This window comes from Bifidobacterium sp. UTCIF-38 (assembly GCF_006454495.1).
GTDB lineage: Bacteria > Actinomycetota > Actinomycetes > Actinomycetales > Bifidobacteriaceae > Bifidobacterium > Bifidobacterium callitrichos.
Genome location: NZ_JFAL01000024.1, coordinates 88,693 through 107,164, shown reverse-complemented (window position 1 = coordinate 107,164; position 18,472 = coordinate 88,693). Strand labels below are relative to the sequence as shown.

The 18,472-nt window shown below is 62.1% G+C and carries 12 protein-coding genes; 9 read left to right on the top strand and 3 right to left on the bottom strand.

What is annotated here, in order from left to right; genetic code table 11:
* The first annotated feature begins 75 nt into the window (after positions 1 to 75).
* The 5 genes from murI to BW11_RS08965 all read left to right on the top strand — a co-directional run bounded on the left by murI (position 76) and on the right by BW11_RS08965 (position 6,070).
* Positions 76 to 870, top strand: coding sequence for a glutamate racemase (gene murI / locus BW11_RS08985; RefSeq protein WP_140445496.1), 795 nt, complete (start codon positions 76 to 78; stop codon positions 868 to 870).
* Between the two features lie 84 nt (positions 871 to 954).
* Positions 955 to 1,803, top strand: coding sequence for a patatin family protein (locus BW11_RS08980; RefSeq protein ID WP_181162575.1), 849 nt, complete (start codon positions 955 to 957; stop codon positions 1,801 to 1,803).
* A 144-nt stretch (positions 1,804 to 1,947) separates the two neighbouring features.
* Positions 1,948 to 2,901, top strand: coding sequence for an SPFH domain-containing protein (locus tag BW11_RS08975; RefSeq protein WP_140445559.1), 954 nt, complete (start codon positions 1,948 to 1,950; stop codon positions 2,899 to 2,901).
* Positions 2,902 to 3,028: 127 nt separating this feature from the next.
* Complete coding sequence (locus BW11_RS08970; protein WP_140445497.1) at positions 3,029 to 4,030, top strand: D-2-hydroxyacid dehydrogenase; 1,002 nt, start codon at positions 3,029 to 3,031, stop codon at positions 4,028 to 4,030.
* 1,083 nt (positions 4,031 to 5,113) lie between these two features.
* Positions 5,114 to 6,070, top strand: coding sequence for a hypothetical protein (locus tag BW11_RS08965; RefSeq protein WP_140445498.1), 957 nt, complete (start codon positions 5,114 to 5,116; stop codon positions 6,068 to 6,070).
* Positions 6,071 to 6,622: 552 nt separating this feature from the next.
* Here the strand turns inward: BW11_RS08965 and BW11_RS08960 are convergent.
* Positions 6,623 to 7,915, bottom strand: a complete 1,293-nt coding sequence (locus BW11_RS08960; protein WP_140445499.1) for an O-acetylhomoserine aminocarboxypropyltransferase/cysteine synthase family protein — start codon at positions 7,913 to 7,915, stop codon at positions 6,623 to 6,625.
* Positions 7,916 to 8,692: 777 nt separating this feature from the next.
* On the bottom strand, positions 8,693 to 9,922 hold the full coding sequence (locus tag BW11_RS08955) for a PLP-dependent aspartate aminotransferase family protein (protein ID WP_140445500.1): 1,230 nt from the start codon (positions 9,920 to 9,922) through the stop codon (positions 8,693 to 8,695).
* Positions 9,923 to 10,118: 196 nt separating this feature from the next.
* Between BW11_RS08955 and BW11_RS08950 the strand changes: the two genes are divergently transcribed.
* Positions 10,119 to 10,781: an alpha/beta hydrolase gene (locus BW11_RS08950; RefSeq protein WP_140445501.1), complete on the top strand. Its 663-nt coding sequence runs from the start codon at positions 10,119 to 10,121 to the stop codon at positions 10,779 to 10,781.
* A gap of 60 nt (positions 10,782 to 10,841) precedes the next feature.
* Here the strand turns inward: BW11_RS08950 and BW11_RS08945 are convergent, their stop codons facing one another.
* Entirely contained in the window at positions 10,842 to 13,148 is a 2,307-nt protein-coding gene (locus tag BW11_RS08945) for a translation factor GTPase family protein (RefSeq protein WP_140445502.1), read from the bottom strand.
* Between the two features lie 327 nt (positions 13,149 to 13,475).
* Between BW11_RS08945 and BW11_RS08940 the strand changes: the two genes are divergently transcribed.
* The 3 genes from BW11_RS08940 to BW11_RS08930 all read left to right on the top strand — a co-directional run bounded on the left by BW11_RS08940 (position 13,476) and on the right by BW11_RS08930 (position 18,460).
* Complete coding sequence (locus BW11_RS08940) at positions 13,476 to 14,180, top strand: PolC-type DNA polymerase III (protein WP_140445560.1); 705 nt, start codon at positions 13,476 to 13,478, stop codon at positions 14,178 to 14,180.
* Positions 14,181 to 14,277: 97 nt separating this feature from the next.
* Positions 14,278 to 15,942: an SIR2 family protein gene (locus tag BW11_RS08935; RefSeq protein WP_181162576.1), complete on the top strand. Its 1,665-nt coding sequence runs from the start codon at positions 14,278 to 14,280 to the stop codon at positions 15,940 to 15,942.
* Positions 15,943 to 16,249: 307 nt separating this feature from the next.
* Positions 16,250 to 18,460 (top strand): M13 family metallopeptidase, encoded by a 2,211-nt coding sequence (locus tag BW11_RS08930; protein ID WP_140445504.1) that lies wholly within the window; start codon positions 16,250 to 16,252, stop codon positions 18,458 to 18,460.
* The last annotated feature ends 12 nt before the right edge of the window (positions 18,461 to 18,472 follow it).

Sequence of the window (18,472 nt, the reverse complement as noted above, 5' to 3'; positions counted from 1 at the left end):
CGGTGAGTAGTCTGGGAACCAGGTACGTGGGTACGGATGAACATTGTGATGAACGATGTCAGGGAGGGAACAGACATGTCTTCGACGGCTCCGATAGGCGTGTTCGATTCGGGTTTGGGCGGCATCTCCGCGGTTCGGCAGATCGTGCGGGATATGCCGCGCGAACGGGTGCTGTATTTCGGCGACTCCGCCAACGCCCCGTACGGCACGAAGACCCCCGAACAGGTGCGCCGACTGAGCTTCGCGATCGTCGACCGGTTCGTGCACGAGGGCGTCAAGGCCGTCGTCATCGCCTGCAATACGGCCACGTCCGCCGCCGTCAACGACCTGCGCGAGGCCTACGACATCCCGATCATCGGCATGGAGCCGGCGCTCAAGGTGGCCTGCGACCGCGGCGGAGTCCAGTCGGATGGAAACCACGTGCCTCAGCGCGTGATCGTCGCCGCCACGCCACTGACGCTGCGCGAGCGGAAATTCGCCCGTCTCATGGATCGTTTCGACTCCGACAACGAGATCTTCAAGGAGCCGTGCCCCGATCTCGTGGAGATCGTCGAATCGGGTCGTCTTCACGATCACGATCTGGTGATGGACACGCTGCATCGCTATTTCGACAAGTACGACCTGCATCGCATCGACTCGGTGGTGCTGGGCTGCACGCATTTCGTGTTCTACCGGGACTACTTCCGCGAGCTGCTGCCCGACAGCGCCGCGATCATCGACGGCAACGAGGGCACAGTGCGCCATCTGGACGTCGTGCTCGAATCGTTGGGCGATCTCGCCCCTCAGGACGCGCAAGGCTCGGTCGAGCTCGCCAATTCCGATCCATCCGAGCGCATCGCGGCCCTGTCGCGCGAGCTGCTCGACGCCTGAGCCTCATCTGTCCAATTCCCCTTCAATGTCCCGGCAGATGGCGTACTCTCGCTCGTAATCGGGTCATGGATCATGGAGGGAACGATGGCGAACAGGACTGCTCTGATCGACGTGGGCGGCGGATTCCGCGCGATCTTCGGCTGCGGTGTGATGGACTACATGCTCGAGGAGGGCATCGACGTCGACATGTGCTACGGCGTCTCGGCCGGTGCCGCGAACATGACCTCGTTCATCGCCCGCCAGCACGGACGCAACCACACGTTCTACACGAAGTACGCGTTCCGCAAGGAGTACGCGAGCACGGAGAGCTTCTTCAAGAACCATAACTTCGCCAACCTCGACTACATCTACGGCACGCTGAGCAACCATGACGGCGAGTATCCGGTCGATTTCGAGGCGTTCGAGGCGAATCCGACCGGTTTCACGATCGTCGCGTGCAACGCGGAGGATGGTTCGACCAAGTACTTCGACAAGTCGCGTATCCGCTATGACGACTTCGACGCGGTCAAGGCCTCGTCGGCGGTGCCGGTGGCGTGCGAGCCGTACGTGGTGGACGGGGTGCCGTATTTCGATGGCGGCATCGCCGATCCCATCCCCGTGCAGAAGGCGCTGGACGACGGCTACGACCGCGTGGTGCTGATCCTGTCGCGCCTGCGCGACGAGACGCGTCAGCAACGCCATGATCTGGCGCCGGCACGCATTCTCGAACACACGTATCCGGCCGCTGCCGAGCGCCTGCGCATGCGCTACAGGACCTACAACGACGAGCTGGAACTGGCCAAGAGATACGAGGCCGAGGGCCGCGTGCTGATCCTCGCCCCCGAGGACCTCTACGGTCTCAACACCCTCAAGAAGAGCTTCGAGGGGCTGGAGATGATGTACCGCAAGGGCTACGCCGCGGCGGCCGCAATCCCCGAATTCCTCAAGAGCTGACCCACGTCCCCGTCCCTCGCGAAACGAAACGGGGATTCCCGGCATTCCCCCTCCAACACCGATAACTGATACGATGGAACCAGCAGTTGCGACCGATGGCGGCCGCAACGCGATGGAAGGGAAAAGACAATGGTCATCGGTGAAATGTTCGGGACCACGGCACTGATTCTGGTCCTTGTCGTGGTCATCCTCGCACTGCTGATCTCGGCGATCTTCATCGTGCCGCAGCAGCAGGCGTTCATCATCGAACGATTCGGCAAGTTCCAGTCGGTGCAGTTCGCCGGCATCCACATGCGCATCCCGATCGTCGATCGCATCGCGATGAAGACGAACATGCGCGTCAACCAGCTCAACGTGCAGCTGGAGACCAAGACGCTCGACAACGTGTTCGTCACCGTCGTGGCGTCCACGCAGTTCCGAGTCAACCCGGAGAACGTGGCCACCGCATACTACGAGCTGCGCGATCCCGCCGGACAGCTCAGAAGCTACATGGAGGACGCGCTGCGTTCCGCCATCCCGGCACTGACGCTCGACGACGCGTTCGCCCGCAAGGACGACGTCGCCTTCGACGTGCAGAAAACCGTCGGCAACGAGATGAGCCGCTTCGGCTTCACCGTCGTCAAGACCCTGATCACCGCGATCGACCCGTCGCCGCAGGTCAAGAACGCGATGGACTCGATCAACGCGGCCCAGCGCGAGAAGGAGGCCACGCGCCAGCGCGCCGAGGCACAGCGCATCCAGATCGAGACGCAGGCCGCCGCCGAGGCGGAGAAGACCAGACTGCAGGGTGAGGGCCAGGCCAACTACCGCCGCGAGATCGCCAACGGTATCGTCGACCAGATCAAGAGCCTGCAGGCCGTGGGCATGAACATCAACGACGTCAACAACGTCGTGCTGTTCAACCAGTACCTCGACGTGATGCGCTCGCTGTCCGAGTCGAAGAACGCGAAGACCGTGGTGCTGCCGGCCTCCACGCCCGGCGGCTACCAGGATCTCTACGAGCAGGTCACCAAGGCCATGCTCACTGCCGCCGAGACACAGTCCGGAAGCGATGTTCCGGGTTCAGCAACGTCGGCGACCGGTCTTCACGCGCGGTGACCGGGGAGACAGACGACTCACCGAGACGGGTCACCTGCTGCGGTTAAACGGGACGAACGGGATATAACGATTCGCGCATCGCAAGACAGCCCGTAATCGACGCTCCTGATCGACCTACACTGGGAGCATGACCGAAAGCAACGAACGTAACGCGAACAACACGAACAAACTGATCGTCAACTGCCTGCCGCTCACCGATGAGGAGCGGCAGGCTTTCGTTTCCGCGGCCGGCGACGTGCCGCAGGAGTTCGTCGGCAATCCGATGGAACGCGGCACGATGGGATGGCACGCGAACGTTCCTTCGGAACTCAAGGAGCGCGCCACCGCGGTGATCGGCAACATCGACCCTGCCGAATGCGCGCAATACCCGAATCTGGAATGGCTGCAGACGTGGAGCGCCGGTGTCGACAGGTACGTCGCGCCCGGTATGCTGCCGGAGTTGACCCATGTGACCAATGCCTCCGGAGCCTACGGCCAGACCGTCTCCGAGCATCTGTTCGCGATGATGTGGGCGCTCATGCGGAACCTGCCGATGTACGCACGCCAGCAGGGCGAGCATCGCTGGCATGATCTGGGACGCGCGTTGTCGCCCGAGGGCGCGACCGTGCTGGTCGTCGGCACCGGCGACATCGGCTCGCATTTCGCCGGCCTGTGCAAGGCCGTGGGTGCGCACACGGTCGGCGTACGCCGCAACCCCGCCAAGCTCGCGGACGGCATCGACGAGATGCATGGTTTCGACGAGCTCGACGCGCTGCTGCCGACTGCGGACGTGGTCGCCCTTGTCGTGCCCGCCGCGCCGGACACGTTCCACCTGATCGACGGACGTCGCCTGACCCTGATGAAGTCCACCGCGATTCTGCTCAACGCGGGCCGCGGCACCGCCGTCGACCCGATCGCTCTGGCGCGGGCGCTGTCCGAGGACCAGCTGCACGGCGCGGGACTCGATGTGACCGAGCCCGAGCCGCTGCCGAAGGACAGCCCGCTGTGGGACGAGCCGCACTGCCTCATCACCCCGCATGTGGCCGGCGGCAACCATCTGGAGGCCACCGAACGCCGCATTGTCGCGATCGCGCTGGAGAACGTGCGACGCTACGCCGCCGGCGAGGCGTTGACCAATGTGCGGCGGTAAGGTAAACCGAGGCTCAGCAACCTGATACCCTCACCACCCCAGTACCGACCTCAGTACCGGGTACCGACCTCTCCACCCCAGTACCGACCTCTCCACCCCAGTACCGACCTCTCCACCCCAGTACTGACCTCACCACCCACTGCCATCCTCAGTACCAATCCCCGCACCAGTACAACCAACCTCAGTACCAATCCCCGCACCAGTACAACCAACCTCAGTACCCCACCAACCTCAGTACCCCACCAACCTCCGCACACCACCAACCTCCGCACACCACCTAGCCAGCGCCCAGCGCGGTCCCCAGCACCACCAATCACCAACCCAGTATCAACACCACCAGCGTCACCAGCACCACCCACCAATCACCAACCACCAATCACCAACCACCAATCACCAACCACCAATCACCAACCACTAACCACCAACCACTAACCACCAACCACCAACCCAGTATCAGCACCACCAGCGTCACATTTTCCCGAGATTTCTCCAGTGCCCGGGAATAAGTGACGCTGGTCTTCAGTCAGCGTCACTTATTCCCGCAGGATAGGATGATTTCGGGAATAAGTGACGCTCAGAAACTGCGATGGAGAGATCCGTATCGGTAGGCGGCTGATCGGCAAGAAGACGGTCGGTAGGGAACCAGTCGATAAGTGCAGTCGGTAAGAAACCAGTCAGTAAGTAGCCGATCGGCAGGGAGCCAGTCAGTACGTAGCCGATCAGTAAGTGTTGTAGTCGGTAGGGAGCCGGTCGGTAAGTGTTGCAGTCGGTAAGAAACCGGTCGGTAAGAAGACGGTCAGTAAAAAGACGGTCAGTAGGTAGCTGATCGGTAAGAAGACGGTCAGTAAAAAGCCAGTCGGTAAGGAGCCGGTCGGTAAGGAGCCGGTCGGTAAGTGTTGCAGTCGGTCGGTAAGTGCGTAACTGGTCCCGGTCGCTGCCGAATGGGGAAGGCACAACCTGAGCAGCGCCAATCGCCGGAGCCCCACCGTCCTAGTTACCCACAATCCCTCACGGAATCGAGGTTTCGTCCACATTCCCCGATCCGCTTGCAATCATGGTCGGCGCATTCGTAATGTCACCTCCATGAAGAAGCACAAAAGACTCATCGCGATGATGCGAACGGCGCAGCAGGAACACCGCTGCGTCATCGGAAGCGACCCGGCCATTCGCCGAGCATGCCGACGACGGTTGGTCGTCGGAGAATTGATCTCGCCATACCGAAATCTATATGCCGAAACCGGATACTGGAACTCCCTCAATGCCGAGGAGCAATCGCTGCATGTGATCCGATCGCTGTCTATCCTTCATCCCCGATGGGTGTTCGCCGGATTGAGCGCCGCATGCCTGTACGGGTTTCAGCATTCGTATTCATTGCACGACGGCACGACCCATGTCGCCAGCACCAGTGGTGTCAAGAGCGGCGATCACGACAGACTTCATCGCATCTACATGAAACGGATCCCCGCCTGGATACATTCCAATCGTTTCCTCTTGACGTCACCCGCCAGAACGCTGATCGATTGCGCCGAATATCCGTTTGCCAACGCGCTGTCCATCTACGATTCCGCATTGCGTATGAAATTGGTCACCGTCACAGACATACGGACTTTGATGATTCAGACCGTCTGTAATGAGAAGGCCGTATCCGAACTGTTGCGATGGGCAAATCCCCTGAGCGAGAACGGCGGAGAATCACTGATGCGGGGACGAATCATCGAACAGGGTTTCGCGGAACCGCTGCTGCAGGTCGAATTCGAGAATCCCGATAACTTCTCCATGCCGTATCGCGTTGATTTCTGCTGGAAGCTAGCCGATGGAAGGATCATCGTCGCCGAATACGACGGCATGGCGAAATATCGCGATGACAGTAACCCGAATCGAGCCAATCTCCAATCGAAACTCGCCTATGAACGCGAGCGGGAACGGTCCCTGAAATCACAAGGAGTCGCATCCGTTGTTCACGTCTTCTATGAGGACGTGATGGCACCGCAACGACTTGAGAGCAAGCTGGTGACCGCCGGAGTACCGAAACTAAGGTGACTTCATCAACGCCGATCCCCCGGTCAACGCCGATCCCCCGGTCAGCCAACGTCGATCCCCCGGTCCTCCCCCATTCCCTCTGTTCCTTCGACCTCAGCGTCACTTATTACCGAAATTAGCTCACCCAGCGGGAATAAGTGACGCTGACTTAAGGTCAACGTCACCTATTCCCGCGCACTGGAGGAATCTCGGGAATAAGTGACGCTGAGGAAGGAACAGGTGCCAAAGGAACCGAGAAATCAAGAACTTGGAGACCCAAGGAACCAAGAAGCCAAGGAGACTTGGACCCCAAGGAACCACGGAACCCCAAGGAACCAAAGGAACCAAAACCGAGAAGCCAATAATGATAAGGAACCAAGGAACCGAAAGAACCAAAGCACCGAGAAGCCAATAGGACTAAGGAGCCAAGGAACCAAAGAACCAAAGAAACCAAAGAAACCAAGAAAACCAAAGGAACTAGGGAACCGAAGAAGCCCATAGAGTCAGGGGACCAAGGGAGCCTCAGAAACCGAAGGATCTAACAACCTACGGAACCACAGAGCCACTCGGACGTCAGTATGCGCCGGCGATGGCCTGGTCGAGGTCGGCAATCAGGTCGTCGGGGTCCTCGAGGCCAATGGATAGGCGGATGAGGTTGTCGGTGACACCGGCGGCGATACGCGCCTCCATCGGCACCTCTCGGTGGGTGATGTGCGCCGGATCGACGATGAGCGATCGTGCGTCACCGATGTTCGGCACGTAGGAGAACAGCTTCGCGCCGTCGATGATGCGACGGACGTTGTCGGCGCTGCCATCCACGAGGAACGACAGGATCTGGCCGACGCCGTTGGGGAAGTACTTGCGGACCAGCTCGAACTGCGGGGTGTTGCCAAGTCCGGAGTAGTTGACCTTCACCACGTGGGGCGTGCGCGTCAGATGCTCGGCGATGCGAGTGGCGGACGCGACCTGCTGCGAGACGCGCTGCGGCAGGGTCTCCAGTCCCACCAGCGACAGGTAGGCATTGAACGGGCTCTGCACCGCGCCGAACGTACGCAGGTACTTGATGCGGATGCGTTTGATGAACGCCGCCTTGCCGAACTTCTCGGCGAAGCTGTGCCATTCGCCGGCACGATCGTCGCTGATGACCTGCTGACGTGCGGTGAACTGCGGGAATCTGCCATTGGCCCAGTCGAACGATCCGCCGGAGATCACGGCACCGCCGATGGCGTTGCCATGTCCGGTGATGCCCTTCGTGGTGGAGTGGACGACCACGTCGGCACCGTGTTCGATGGGGCGCAGCAGATACGGGGTGGGGACCGTGTTGTCCACGATCACGGCGATGCCGTGCTCATGTGCGAGATCGGCCAGCGGCTCGATGTCCAGCACCTCGGTGGAGGGGTTGGCCACGGTCTCGGCGAAGATCGCGCGCGTATCCGGGCCGATCTTCGAGGCGACCTCGTCGAGGTCGTTGATGTCGTTGACGAAATCCGCGTGGATGCCGAACTGGGGCAGGAAGTCGCCGAGCGCATCCACACTGGCACCGTAGAGATCATACGGGGCGATGATGCGGCCGCCGCCCTCGCCAACGCACATCAGCGCATAGGTGACCGCCGCCATGCCGGATCCCACGGCAACGGCTCCGATGCCTCCCTCCAAGGCCGCCAGTCGACGCTCCAATGCGTCGACGGTGGGATTGGCCACGCGCGAGTATTCGAAACCGTCGATGTCACCGGCGGCGAGCGCATCGCCACGCGCCGCATCGCCCAGATCGAACGCGGCCGAAGCGTATACGGGAGGGACGGCGGCATGATCATGGTCTTCCGGATCATAGCCCGCGTGGATGGCCTGCGTGGCGAACTTCGACATCGGTTCCCTCTTTTCTCATCGCCGAATCGAATGCGATACACCAAAATGCGGCGCACCGGACGACACCGGACGACACCGGACGGCATTCACGATTCACGGCGAATGGTGGAATTCACTGTACGTACTGTGACGGAACCATAGCAAACCCTCGTGCGCGAACCGGCGAGGGGATATCACGATTCGTCCGATGACGCTATAAGAGAAGACTATAGGCCTCCGTCGTACGCAAGTGACGAAGGCCTATAGCGGATGTGGAAAACTGTTGGAATGCTAGGAATAGTACGAATTCTTAAACGAGACTGGACATAGTAGTCGACCTGTACGGTCAACTACAGTCAACTACAGTCAACTATGGTCGAATCGATGCGTGCATGCGCCACGGCAACGCACGCACGCATCGGTTCGAATACGGACATCGGGATGGGTTGGAGCCCGACAGGATCACGGGACGGGAATCCTGTCCGTCGGTTTTACAGGTTTTACAGGTTCTACAGGACTGTGAGGCCTGTGCGGAAATGATCGCGCCGACAGCGGCCTTCCATTCCTGCCGATGCCTTAACGACAGGAATCTGTGAGTTTAACGCCTATGACCGGAACATGGACCGGCCACAGGCCAGATCATTCGGAAGGCTCCGGCGGCCGTGCCCGTCATGACACGTACCTTGGCACTGATCATGACAATCCCCTTTCTGTCATGGTGATGGATGGTTCTTCTCCCCTTGTCGTCGCCGGCGGATCCCCCAACCCGCCGACGACGAAGTCCTATGCGACCCGCGATCAGGCGAAGACGCCCGAGGTGAGCTGCGCGAAGAGGTCGACGTCGGAGTGACGTTCGATGTACTTCGTATACGCGATGTCGAACGCCTGACCCAAGTCCTCGATGAGGTCGGTCGCGTCCTCGATGCCGACGGCGAGACGCACCAGTTCGTCGGTGATGCCAACCTTGAGGCGCTCCTCGCGCGGCAGTTCGAAATGCGTCATCTTACACGGCAGTTCGACGAGCGATTCGACCGCGCCGAGCGAGACGGCCAGCCGGAACACATGCAGGTTGTCGAGCACGTCGGCCGGGTCGACGCCGGGCACGACCTCGAAGCTCAGCACGCCGCCGGCGCCCTTGAGGCCCTTCTCGCGCAGCTCATCCTCATGTCCGGGCAGCCCGGGATAGTGCACGGTCTTGACCAGCGGATGGGCGAGCAGGTACTGCGCGATCGACTTGGCGTTGGCCTGCTGACGGTCCATGCGCAGCGCGAGCGTCTGGATGCCGCGGCGCACCGCGTCACATTCGAGCGGGGCGAGCACGCCTCCGAAACGGTTCTGCGCGAAGTAGATCCTGTTGCCGATCTCCTCGCTCAGCGTCACCACGAGTCCGGCGTTCACGTCGGAGTGTCCGGCGAGGTACTTGGTTGCGGAGTGGATGACGATGTCGGCGCCAAGGTCGAGCGGACGCTGCAGGTACGGGGTGACGAACGTGTTGTCCACGATGGTCAGCGCCCCGTGACGGCGGGCGATGTTGGCGATGCCGCGCACGTCGTTGACGTCGAGCAGCGGGTTGGTCAGGACTTCGAAGTAGACGGCTTTGGCCGGCGAGACGCCGTGCTCGCGATCCCCGGCGATCGCGGTTTCGAGCGCCTGGAAATCATGGGTGTCGACCGATTCGATCGTCAGCCCCCAGCGGGAGAAGTAGTCGTGGAACAGCGAGTAGGTGCCGCCGTAGATGTTCTTGCCGACGACGATGCGGTCGCCCGGCTCGAAGATGCTCAGGGTAGCGTGGATCGCGGCGAGGCCCGATGCGAACGCGAAGCCTCGCGTGCCGTGCTCGAGCTGTGCGATCTGGCGCTCGAGGAACTCGCGGGTCGGGTTGCCGCTGCGCGCGTAGTCGTAGCGGGGCATGGCGCCGACCTCGTCGAAAGCATATGTGGTCGAGTTGTAGATCGGCGGGTTCACGGCGCCGGTGGCGTTGTCGCCGATCGGAAGGCCGTGTACGAGCTGAGTGTTGAACCTGGTCATTGCGCACCCCCTATCGTGTGTGTCGCGCGGTTTGCTGTTGCGTGGTTTTGTTGTGGTTGTACCGCCTGTTCGGGGTGTTCCCGTGCGGTTGGTTATGACGATAACGCAGATCGACGCGCAGGAACAGGGCGTTGCTATATGTGTTGGTTATGGAATGTTATGGGTCGGCGACATTCGACGCCTACACTTGGGAATCATGAAGATCACCAAGGCTTTGACGCGTCTGAACGGTTCCGATTCCTCCCACTCCCCTGATCCGGTGTTCGTGCTGCTGCACGGCTGGGGTTCCAACGAGTACGATCTGCCCGACCTGCTGCGATACTGCGGTGCGGGTTCGGCCGATTTCGCCAGTCTTCAGGCTCCGATCGCGTACGGCATGGGCTACACGTGGTTCGGCGACTGGGCGCACGAGGGCGTACCGGAGGGCGAGTCACTGACCCGTCAGGCGTACGATGCGGCCGCCGCGATCGATGAGTGGGTGAAGGCCAACATCCCCGCCGATCGCAGGGTGGTCACGCTGGGCTTCTCGCAGGGCGGCCTGCTCGCGGCGCACATGCTGCGCTTCGACCCCGCCCGCTATACGGCGGCCGTGAGCTTCTCCGGATGGCTCGCCCCGGGTGTGATGGACGGCGACAAGGCACTCGAAGCCGCACAGCCGCCGGTCTTCTACGGCCACGGTTCGATCGACGACATCTTCCCCGCCGCCGATGTGGCGGCGATGAGCGCGTTCTGGCGTGCGCACGGCACGTTGAGCGAGCACATCTACCCGGGCATGGCCCATTCGATCAACATGGACGAGCTGCGCGACGTGCAGCGTTTCCTCGAGTCGAACGACCTGATCCGCCCGCAGATCCCGTGACGGCATGACGGTGTGACGGCATGACGACGTGGCGTGACGGCGCGATCCTGCGAGCCTCGATCACGCCGTCACGTAGTCGAGGTGCATGAATTCGGGCACCTTGTACCACTTGACCGGATAGCCGGCGCCGTGCGCGCAGAACACCGAGTCCGGCATGTTGTCCAAGTCCGATTCCGGGTCGTACGAGGCCTGTTCGATGACCCGCGCCTGATCATGGCACGGCCGGTATCCGCCGAACGTGGCGGAGAAGCGTCCGCGACCGTGCGTGTACGCGTTGACGTCCATCGCGTAGTCACGCATCTCGGAGACGGGAGCGAGCCCCTCGATCATCGCGTACTCGCCGTCCGATACGGCCGGATCGAACGTGCCGGACATGCGCTGGATGTCGGCCATCGCACGTCCGAGCATGTCCTGAGGTACTTCGAGTCGGAAGCGATACCACGGTTCCAGCACGACGCAGTTGCCCGGGTCCGCGGCCACGGCCTTCGCCATCCGCGCGACCGCCTCGGCACGCGCGTCTACGTCCGTTGCACTCCCGTTCGACGACGTGGCCTTCGATGCTCCCGACGCATCGTTCGATTCCCCCGTCTCCTCATCCTCGTCGATCTCGTACTCGGGCCGTACCGTGTCCGTTCCGACGACCGCGTGACCGACGATGCCGGATCGCGCCTCCATCAGCCCCTGACGGATCGCACGATACGTGGCCTGACGGAAATCGCCGCCTTCGGTGTGCTTCAGATGCGCGCGCGCCGCCACCAGCGTCATCTTCACGTCGGTCAGCGGCGAGCCGGTCAGCACGCCCAGATGCTCGCGTTCGGTCAGATGCGTGAGAATCAGGCGTTGCCAGTTGCGGTCGAGCTCGTTCACGGAGAGCGCGGAGGCGACGTGCACACCGCTGCCTGGCTCGCCCGGCTCCAGCAGGATGTGCGCCTCGGCATAGTGGCGCAGCGGTTCGAAATGCCCCACGCCTTCGATCGGCTTCGTGATGGTCTCTCGATACAGGATCGACCCCGCGCCGAACGACACGTCCAGCCCGAAGCGTTCGTGCAGCGTCTGCTGGATGATCTCCAGCTGGACCGCGCCCATCAGCTGCACGTGGATCTCCTGCACTCGCTCCACCCACACGACATGCAGCAGCGGGTCCTCGTCCTCAAGCTCGCGCAGCGCGGTGAGCACCCGATGCAGGGTGAGGTCGTCGAAGCGCGGGCGATCCGCGGGAACGGACTCATCCGCCGCACCGCCCGTGGATTCGCCGTCGACCCCGGAGCCGGCTGTGGCAGGCAGCACGGTGTAGGTGAGCACCGGCTGCATCTCGGGTGATTCGGCATCCGGTTCGATGCCCAATCCCTCGCCGGGGAACGTGCGCTCCAGCCCGGTGACCGCGCACACCGATCCGGACGGCAGTTCGGCGGCGATGTCGAATCGGGCGCCGTTGTAGACGCGCACCTGATCGATCTTCTCGATCGATCCCGATGATCCCGATGATCCCGATTCCTGCGACGCATCCCCATCCACGCCGGGCGACCCCGCACCGGTGTCGACCAGCGACTTCGCCCTGAGCGTGCCGCCGGTCACGCGAAGCCAGGTGAGACGGTTGTGCTTGTCGTCGTGCGAGATCTTGAACACGCGCGCGCCGAAGTCGGCGGGCCATTGCGGCTCGCGCGCGTAGGCGGCGAACCCGTCGAGGAACTCCTCGACGCCGTCGAGCTTCAACGCGGATCCGAAGAACACGGGGAACAGTTCGCGCGCGGCGATCATCGCACGCACGCGCTCGAGCGTGATCGCGCCGGCGTCGAAGTACTCGTCCATCGCCTGCTCGTCCAATGCGGCGATGTCCTCGATCTCGTCGCCGAACGGCACCGTCGTGCTTGCGTCGACTGATGGATCCGCATCGACCGCCGGCAGCGGATGGATCGCGTCGCTCAGCCTCGCGTGCAGCTGCGCGAGGATCGCATCGCGATCGAATCCGGGCGCGTCGGACTTGTTGACGAACAGGAACACCGGCACGTCGTACCGTCCGAGCAGTCGCCACAGCGTCTCGGTGTAGCCCTGCACGCCGTCGATGCCGGAGACGACGAGAATCGCGTAGTCGAGGACGCGTAGCACGCGTTCGGTTTCGGCGGCGAAGTCGACGTGACCGGGCGTGTCGAGCAGGGTGAGCTTGAGATCGCCGTGCTCGACAAGCGCCTGATGCGCGAAGATCGTGATGCCGCGCGCCTTCTCGAGCGCATTGGTGTCGAGGAACGCGTCGCCGTGGTCCACGCGGCCGAGCCTGCGGATCTCTCCGGTGCGGTACAGCAGCGCCTCCGACAGCGTGGTCTTGCCCGCGTCCACATGTGCCACGATTCCCGCTACGATCCGTGTCATCGCCTCGTTGTCTCCTTGTTGTTCGATCGTCGCCATGCGTCGGCCCCGCATGCGTATCCCACCAATATAGACCGACGCCCGCGCCCGGCCTCCACGCGTGCATCTACTATGGATTGAGCATTTCGAGGCCCGCGACCGAGGCCCGCAGCAGCGCACACGTTGCACGACACACGCAGGACGCCCCACCACACACGCAACCGAAGGAGCACCCCAGTGACCGTTTCCGGCATCACCACGTTTGGCCGTACCGACGCTTCCGACGATTCCGACGATCTTCCGACCGGCAACGGTGCGGATCCGCGCGTCTCCCCCGCCGCCGGATCCCCCATGCCCGGCTTCCCCACGGACTATGTGACGCTCGATCTGGAGACCACCGGCTTCTACCCGAACAGCTGCTCGATCACGGAGATCGGTGCGGTGCGCGTGCGCGACCGGCGTATCGTGGACCGGTTCCAGCAGCTGGTGAATCCGCTGCGCCCGATTCCCGCGCAGGTGGTCAAGCTCACCGGCATCACCGACGAGATGGTCGCCGGCCTGCCGACGATCGACGAGGTGCTGCCGCGGTTCGTCTCATGGCTGTCGGCCGGCGTCTCGAGCGACCCGGACGCCTCCTACGAGCCTGATTCCGGCACCGGCACCGACGCCGACGATTCCGCCGCCATCGCCGCCGTCCCGTTCGAGCCGATCGTCGGCCACAACGTGAGCTTCGACATCCGCTTCCTCGATTGGAACGCGCGCAAGGTGCTCGGCGGCCCGTTCTCCTGCGTCGACTACGACACGATGCAGATCAGCCGCACGCTGTTTCCCTCGCAGCGTCACCACCGTCTGCTCGATCTGATCCAGCGATTCGACATCGCGGACAACGAGGAGCACCGCGCGTTGAGCGATGCGATCCAGACCCAGCAGTGCCTCGAATGGATGCACCGCTACACGGATCGCCACGCCGGCCGCGGCTTCGGCTCGGTCGACTGGACCGACGTCACCGCCAAGGGCAACGACGCGGTCATCCACCGCCAGCTCACGCTGCTGTAATCTGCTGCCGCGGCACAATCAACTTCGCCCCCACTCGCCTCCGAGCGCCGAGGTAGCATGGGATATGCGCAGCAGGGGATCGAAAAAGGGGATGACGATGACCGAGGATTTCAATACGCAGGTGCGCGACACGGTGCTCCGCCTGCTCACCGAAGCCAATCGCGTCCCCTTCCTGTTCGTGGGTTCCGGCATCTCCCGCCGATATATGGGTTCCGAGGATTGGGACGGGCTGCTCAAATGGGTGTGTGAAAGCGCAGGCGCCCCGATGAAACCGTACTATCAGTACAAACTCGCCGCCTCCGCCGAGGGCGACGACAGGAAGAACACGGTCTATCCACGCATCGCGACGTTGATGGAAAGGGATTTCCTCGATGCGGTCAATCGTCCGGAATATGCGGCATGGGTCGAAGCGCATCAGGAGGAGTTCGAGTCCGGCATCGAACCGATGAAGGTGTACATCGCCGACCATCTGAAGACCTTCCAACCGACGCAGCTGTCCGAAGAACTGGAGATCCTGCGCAGAGCGACACGCCATGTGGCCGGCGTCATCACCACCAACTACGACTCCCTCATGGAATCGGTCTTCCCCAAGTACGACGTGTACGTGAAGCAGGACGATCTGCTGTTCTCACCACTCATGGGCATCGGCGAGATATACAAGATCCACGGTTCGGCTGACGACCCCGAATCGATGGTCATCGACGAACGGGATTACCAGCGACTCGGCGAACACCGCGATTACCTGACATCGAAGATCCTCACCATCTTCGGCGAATATCCGATCATCTTCCTCGGCTATTCGATGAACGATCAGGACATCCGCGACATCATCTCGTCGATCGCGTCCTGCGCGGGGGAACGCCGCGCCAGAGAGATCGCCAAACGCTTCATCTTCGTGGAGTATTCGGCCGATCACACGATCACATCCAACCGCTACGAAGTAAACGACAGCCAAGTGGTGGAGATGACCGGCATCCGCACGCAGGATTTCACGCCGATCTACGAAGCAATCGCGAAGACCAATCAACGGTATGCGCCGAAGGTGCTGAACCAGATTCTCAGACAACTGTACAGGGCATCATATTCCGGGGAAGACGCCGAAAGCGTGGTTGCCGTGGAACTCTCGCATATGGACGAACTACCGCCCGACAAGAACGTCATCGTAGGCGTGGGCGTGATGGACTACGGTCGCAAGGTGACCTTGTCCGATCTGTATGAAGATGTGCTGTTCGGCACCAAACAGTTCTCTCCCGAACTTGTCGTAGGAGAATACATGGACGCGATGCTCAAACAAGGCGGCGTCCCCATGTACTACTACTTGCGCCGCTACGACGATCCGTTGGGACCACGAACCCAACAGGAGATCGCGACAAAGACCTCAATGGAGTCGTATCTCAATAACACGGACCGAAAGATACGGGAGCATAGCCGCACAAAACTGTCAGACGCCAGCATCGATGGCCTTATCAAGGCTTTCCCCGATGATGCCTACAAACATCTCATTCTGCTTCATCAATCGGAAATCGACGTCGACCAACTCGAGATGCTGCTGAAAACCACCGCAAAAGGCATGCTCAAGGCCGGCAAACAGCTTGACTACGTGTTACGCAAGGACATCAGGATCTACGATTTCCTCAAATACGGCATCGACTACCTGAAAACCAGTACGCCCCCACAGTCACCGTCATCAGCTCCAACTCTTACAGCGGAACCCAACGGATCAGCGGGGGCGTCACCGACATCGGATCCAAGCCACGCGTAAGCCTGTAATCCTGTCTTCAAGGATAGTCGCGTACCTCACTGCAGGCAACCTGCATCCGTTTGTAGAACAGAACATTCACTGACAGCGCAAAGAAGGACAGCGATGCTTCCGATCGTAATGGCACAGCATATCCACGACGGCCTGGCCGATTATCTGGAGACCACGTTCCCGATGACCATATGTATGAGGGAACACGAGCATGCAAACAAACGCCACTAACTGGATACGGATCTCGCCGATCTGATTCGACGGGCGGCAGGCGGACCGGCGTCGCCTCCGCTCCCCCGTGGCGACTACTGTGGGTGTTATGAGTGAAGCATCTGCAACCACCGGCGCGACCAGCGCATTGAAGTCCGGCATCGATCCGGCATCGTTCTCCGGCGTCGTCAAGCCTTCCGACGACCTGTTCCGTTACGTGAACGGCCCATGGATCGACACGTACCGTCTGCCCGACGATCGTTCCCGCTACGGCTCGTTCGACAAGCTCGCCGAAAACGCGGAGAACCAGATCCGCGACATCCTCGAGGATGAGGACGGCTGCCCGGCCGTCAAGTCGCAGGCCCTGTACCGTTCGTTCCTCAACACCGATCTGATCGAGCAGCAGGGCATCGCCCCGATCAAGGCCGATCTCGACGCGATCGACGCCGCCAAGGACAAGGCGGAGCTCACCCGCACGCTCGGACGTCTCAACGCGTCCACCGGCGTCGACGTGTTCGCGCTGCCGATCTACGGCGACCCGGGCAATCCGGATCTCAACATCGCGCATATCGAGCAGGCCGGCATCCTGCTGCCGGACGAGGCGTACTACCGTGAAGACCATTACGCGCCGGTGCGTGACGCCTACGTGCACATGGTCGCCGTCCAGCTCGTCAACGCCGGCTACGCGCCGGCCGCCGAGGACAATCCGAACGTCGGCGACGAACTGCCGAAGTCGCAGACCGACGGCGAGGACGGCGAAGGCGACGACGGCAAGGACGTGACCGTCACCCCGAGCCAGGAAGCGCTCGACATGGCCGCCCGATTCCTCGACGTGGAGACCAGGATCGCCGCGAACCATTGGGACAACGTGGCCACGCGCGATTCGGTGAAGACCTACAACCCCACCGACTACGCCGATCTGGCCGCGACGCTCAAGCACTTCGATCTGGATGCGTGGATCGACGCATGGCAGGCCGGCTATGATGCGACCACCGCCGCCAAGGTGCAGCCGCTCGACCTGCGCGCGGTGTTCTCGCGCGTGATCGTCCACGAGCCGAGCTTCCTGGAAGGTCTTGACGCGTTCTGGGAGGCCGCCGATCTCGACGATCTCAAGCTGTGGGCCCGCGTGCATCTCATCGTCGGATCCGCCTCCTACCTCTCCCGTGCGTTCGACAGGACGAACTTCGACTTCTTCGGCAAGGTGCTTTCCGGCGCGAAGAAGCAGCGCGATCGTTGGAAGCGCGGCGTGAGCCTCGTCAACGGCATCTGCGGCGAGGACGTGGGCCGCGAGTACGTGCGCCGTCACTTCCCCGAAAGCTCCAAGCAGCGTATGGAGCAGCTGGTCGCGAACCTGATCGACGCCTATCGCGTGTCGATCACGAACTCCGACTGGCTGGGCGAGGAAACGAAGGAGAAGGCCCTCGAGAAGCTCGCCAAGTTCACGCCGAAGATCGGATACACGAACCATTGGCGCGACTACACGGCGTTGGCCGTGCACGAGGACGCCGTGCTCGCCGAGAACATGATGGCCGCCTCGCTCTACGAGACCGGATACCAGCTGGAGAAGGTCGGCAAGCCGGTCGACAAGGACGAGTGGCTGATGAACCCGCAGACGGTCAACGCCTACTACGAGCCGACGATGAACGTGATCGTCTTCCCGGCCGCGATCCTCCAACCGCCGTTCTTCGACCCGCAGGCCGAGGATGCGGCCAACTACGGCGGCATCGGCGCGGTGATCGGCCACGAGATCGGCCACGGCTTCGACGATCAGGGTTCGCAGTACGACGGCGACGGCAAGCTCAACGACTGGTGGACGCCTACGGACAAGGCCAACTTCGAGCAGCGCACGAAGGCGCTCATCGAGCAGTACAACGCGTTCGTGCCCAGGCAGCTGCAGGAGAAGTACGCCGACGAGCCGGAGAAGGCCCCGCATGTCAACGGCGCGTTGACGATCGGCGAGAACATCGGCGATCTGGGCGGCGTGAACATCGCGCTCAAGGCGTATGCGTTCGCACTCGACAAGGCCGCGGGCCGCGCCGAGGACGGTTCCGCCGAGGCGATCGAGGCATCGCTCGCCACCGCCCCCGAGATGGACGGGTTCACCGGCGTGCAGCGCTTCTTCCTGAGCTACGCGTCGATCTGGCGTACGAAGAACCGTGACGAGCTGGCCGAGCAGTATCTGCAGATCGATCCGCACTCCCCCGCCGAATGCCGTACGAACGGCATCGTGCGCAACGTGGATCTGTTCTACAAGGCGTTCGACGTCAAGGAGGGCGATCCGATGTACCTCGCCCCCGACCAGCGCGTGCGCATCTGGTAGTCGACCAGACCG

What these genes read in the sequence shown, in the direction of transcription:
- murI (WP_140445496.1), top strand. Translation starts at nt 76, where the DNA reads ATGTCTTCGACGGCTCCGATAGGCGTGTTCGATTCGGGTTTGGGCGGC.
- BW11_RS08980 (WP_181162575.1), top strand. Translation starts at nt 955, where the DNA reads ATGGCGAACAGGACTGCTCTGATCGACGTGGGCGGCGGATTCCGCGCG.
- BW11_RS08975 (WP_140445559.1), top strand. Translation starts at nt 1,948, where the DNA reads ATGTTCGGGACCACGGCACTGATTCTGGTCCTTGTCGTGGTCATCCTC.
- BW11_RS08970 (WP_140445497.1), top strand. Translation starts at nt 3,029, where the DNA reads ATGACCGAAAGCAACGAACGTAACGCGAACAACACGAACAAACTGATC.
- BW11_RS08965 (WP_140445498.1), top strand. Translation starts at nt 5,114, where the DNA reads ATGAAGAAGCACAAAAGACTCATCGCGATGATGCGAACGGCGCAGCAG.
- BW11_RS08960 (WP_140445499.1), bottom strand. Translation starts at nt 7,915, where the DNA reads ATGTCGAAGTTCGCCACGCAGGCCATCCACGCGGGCTATGATCCGGAA.
- BW11_RS08955 (WP_140445500.1), bottom strand. Translation starts at nt 9,922, where the DNA reads ATGACCAGGTTCAACACTCAGCTCGTACACGGCCTTCCGATCGGCGAC.
- BW11_RS08950 (WP_140445501.1), top strand. Translation starts at nt 10,119, where the DNA reads ATGAAGATCACCAAGGCTTTGACGCGTCTGAACGGTTCCGATTCCTCC.
- BW11_RS08945 (WP_140445502.1), bottom strand. Translation starts at nt 13,148, where the DNA reads ATGACACGGATCGTAGCGGGAATCGTGGCACATGTGGACGCGGGCAAG.
- BW11_RS08940 (WP_140445560.1), top strand. Translation starts at nt 13,476, where the DNA reads ATGCCCGGCTTCCCCACGGACTATGTGACGCTCGATCTGGAGACCACC.
- BW11_RS08935 (WP_181162576.1), top strand. Translation starts at nt 14,278, where the DNA reads ATGACCGAGGATTTCAATACGCAGGTGCGCGACACGGTGCTCCGCCTG.
- BW11_RS08930 (WP_140445504.1), top strand. Translation starts at nt 16,250, where the DNA reads ATGAGTGAAGCATCTGCAACCACCGGCGCGACCAGCGCATTGAAGTCC.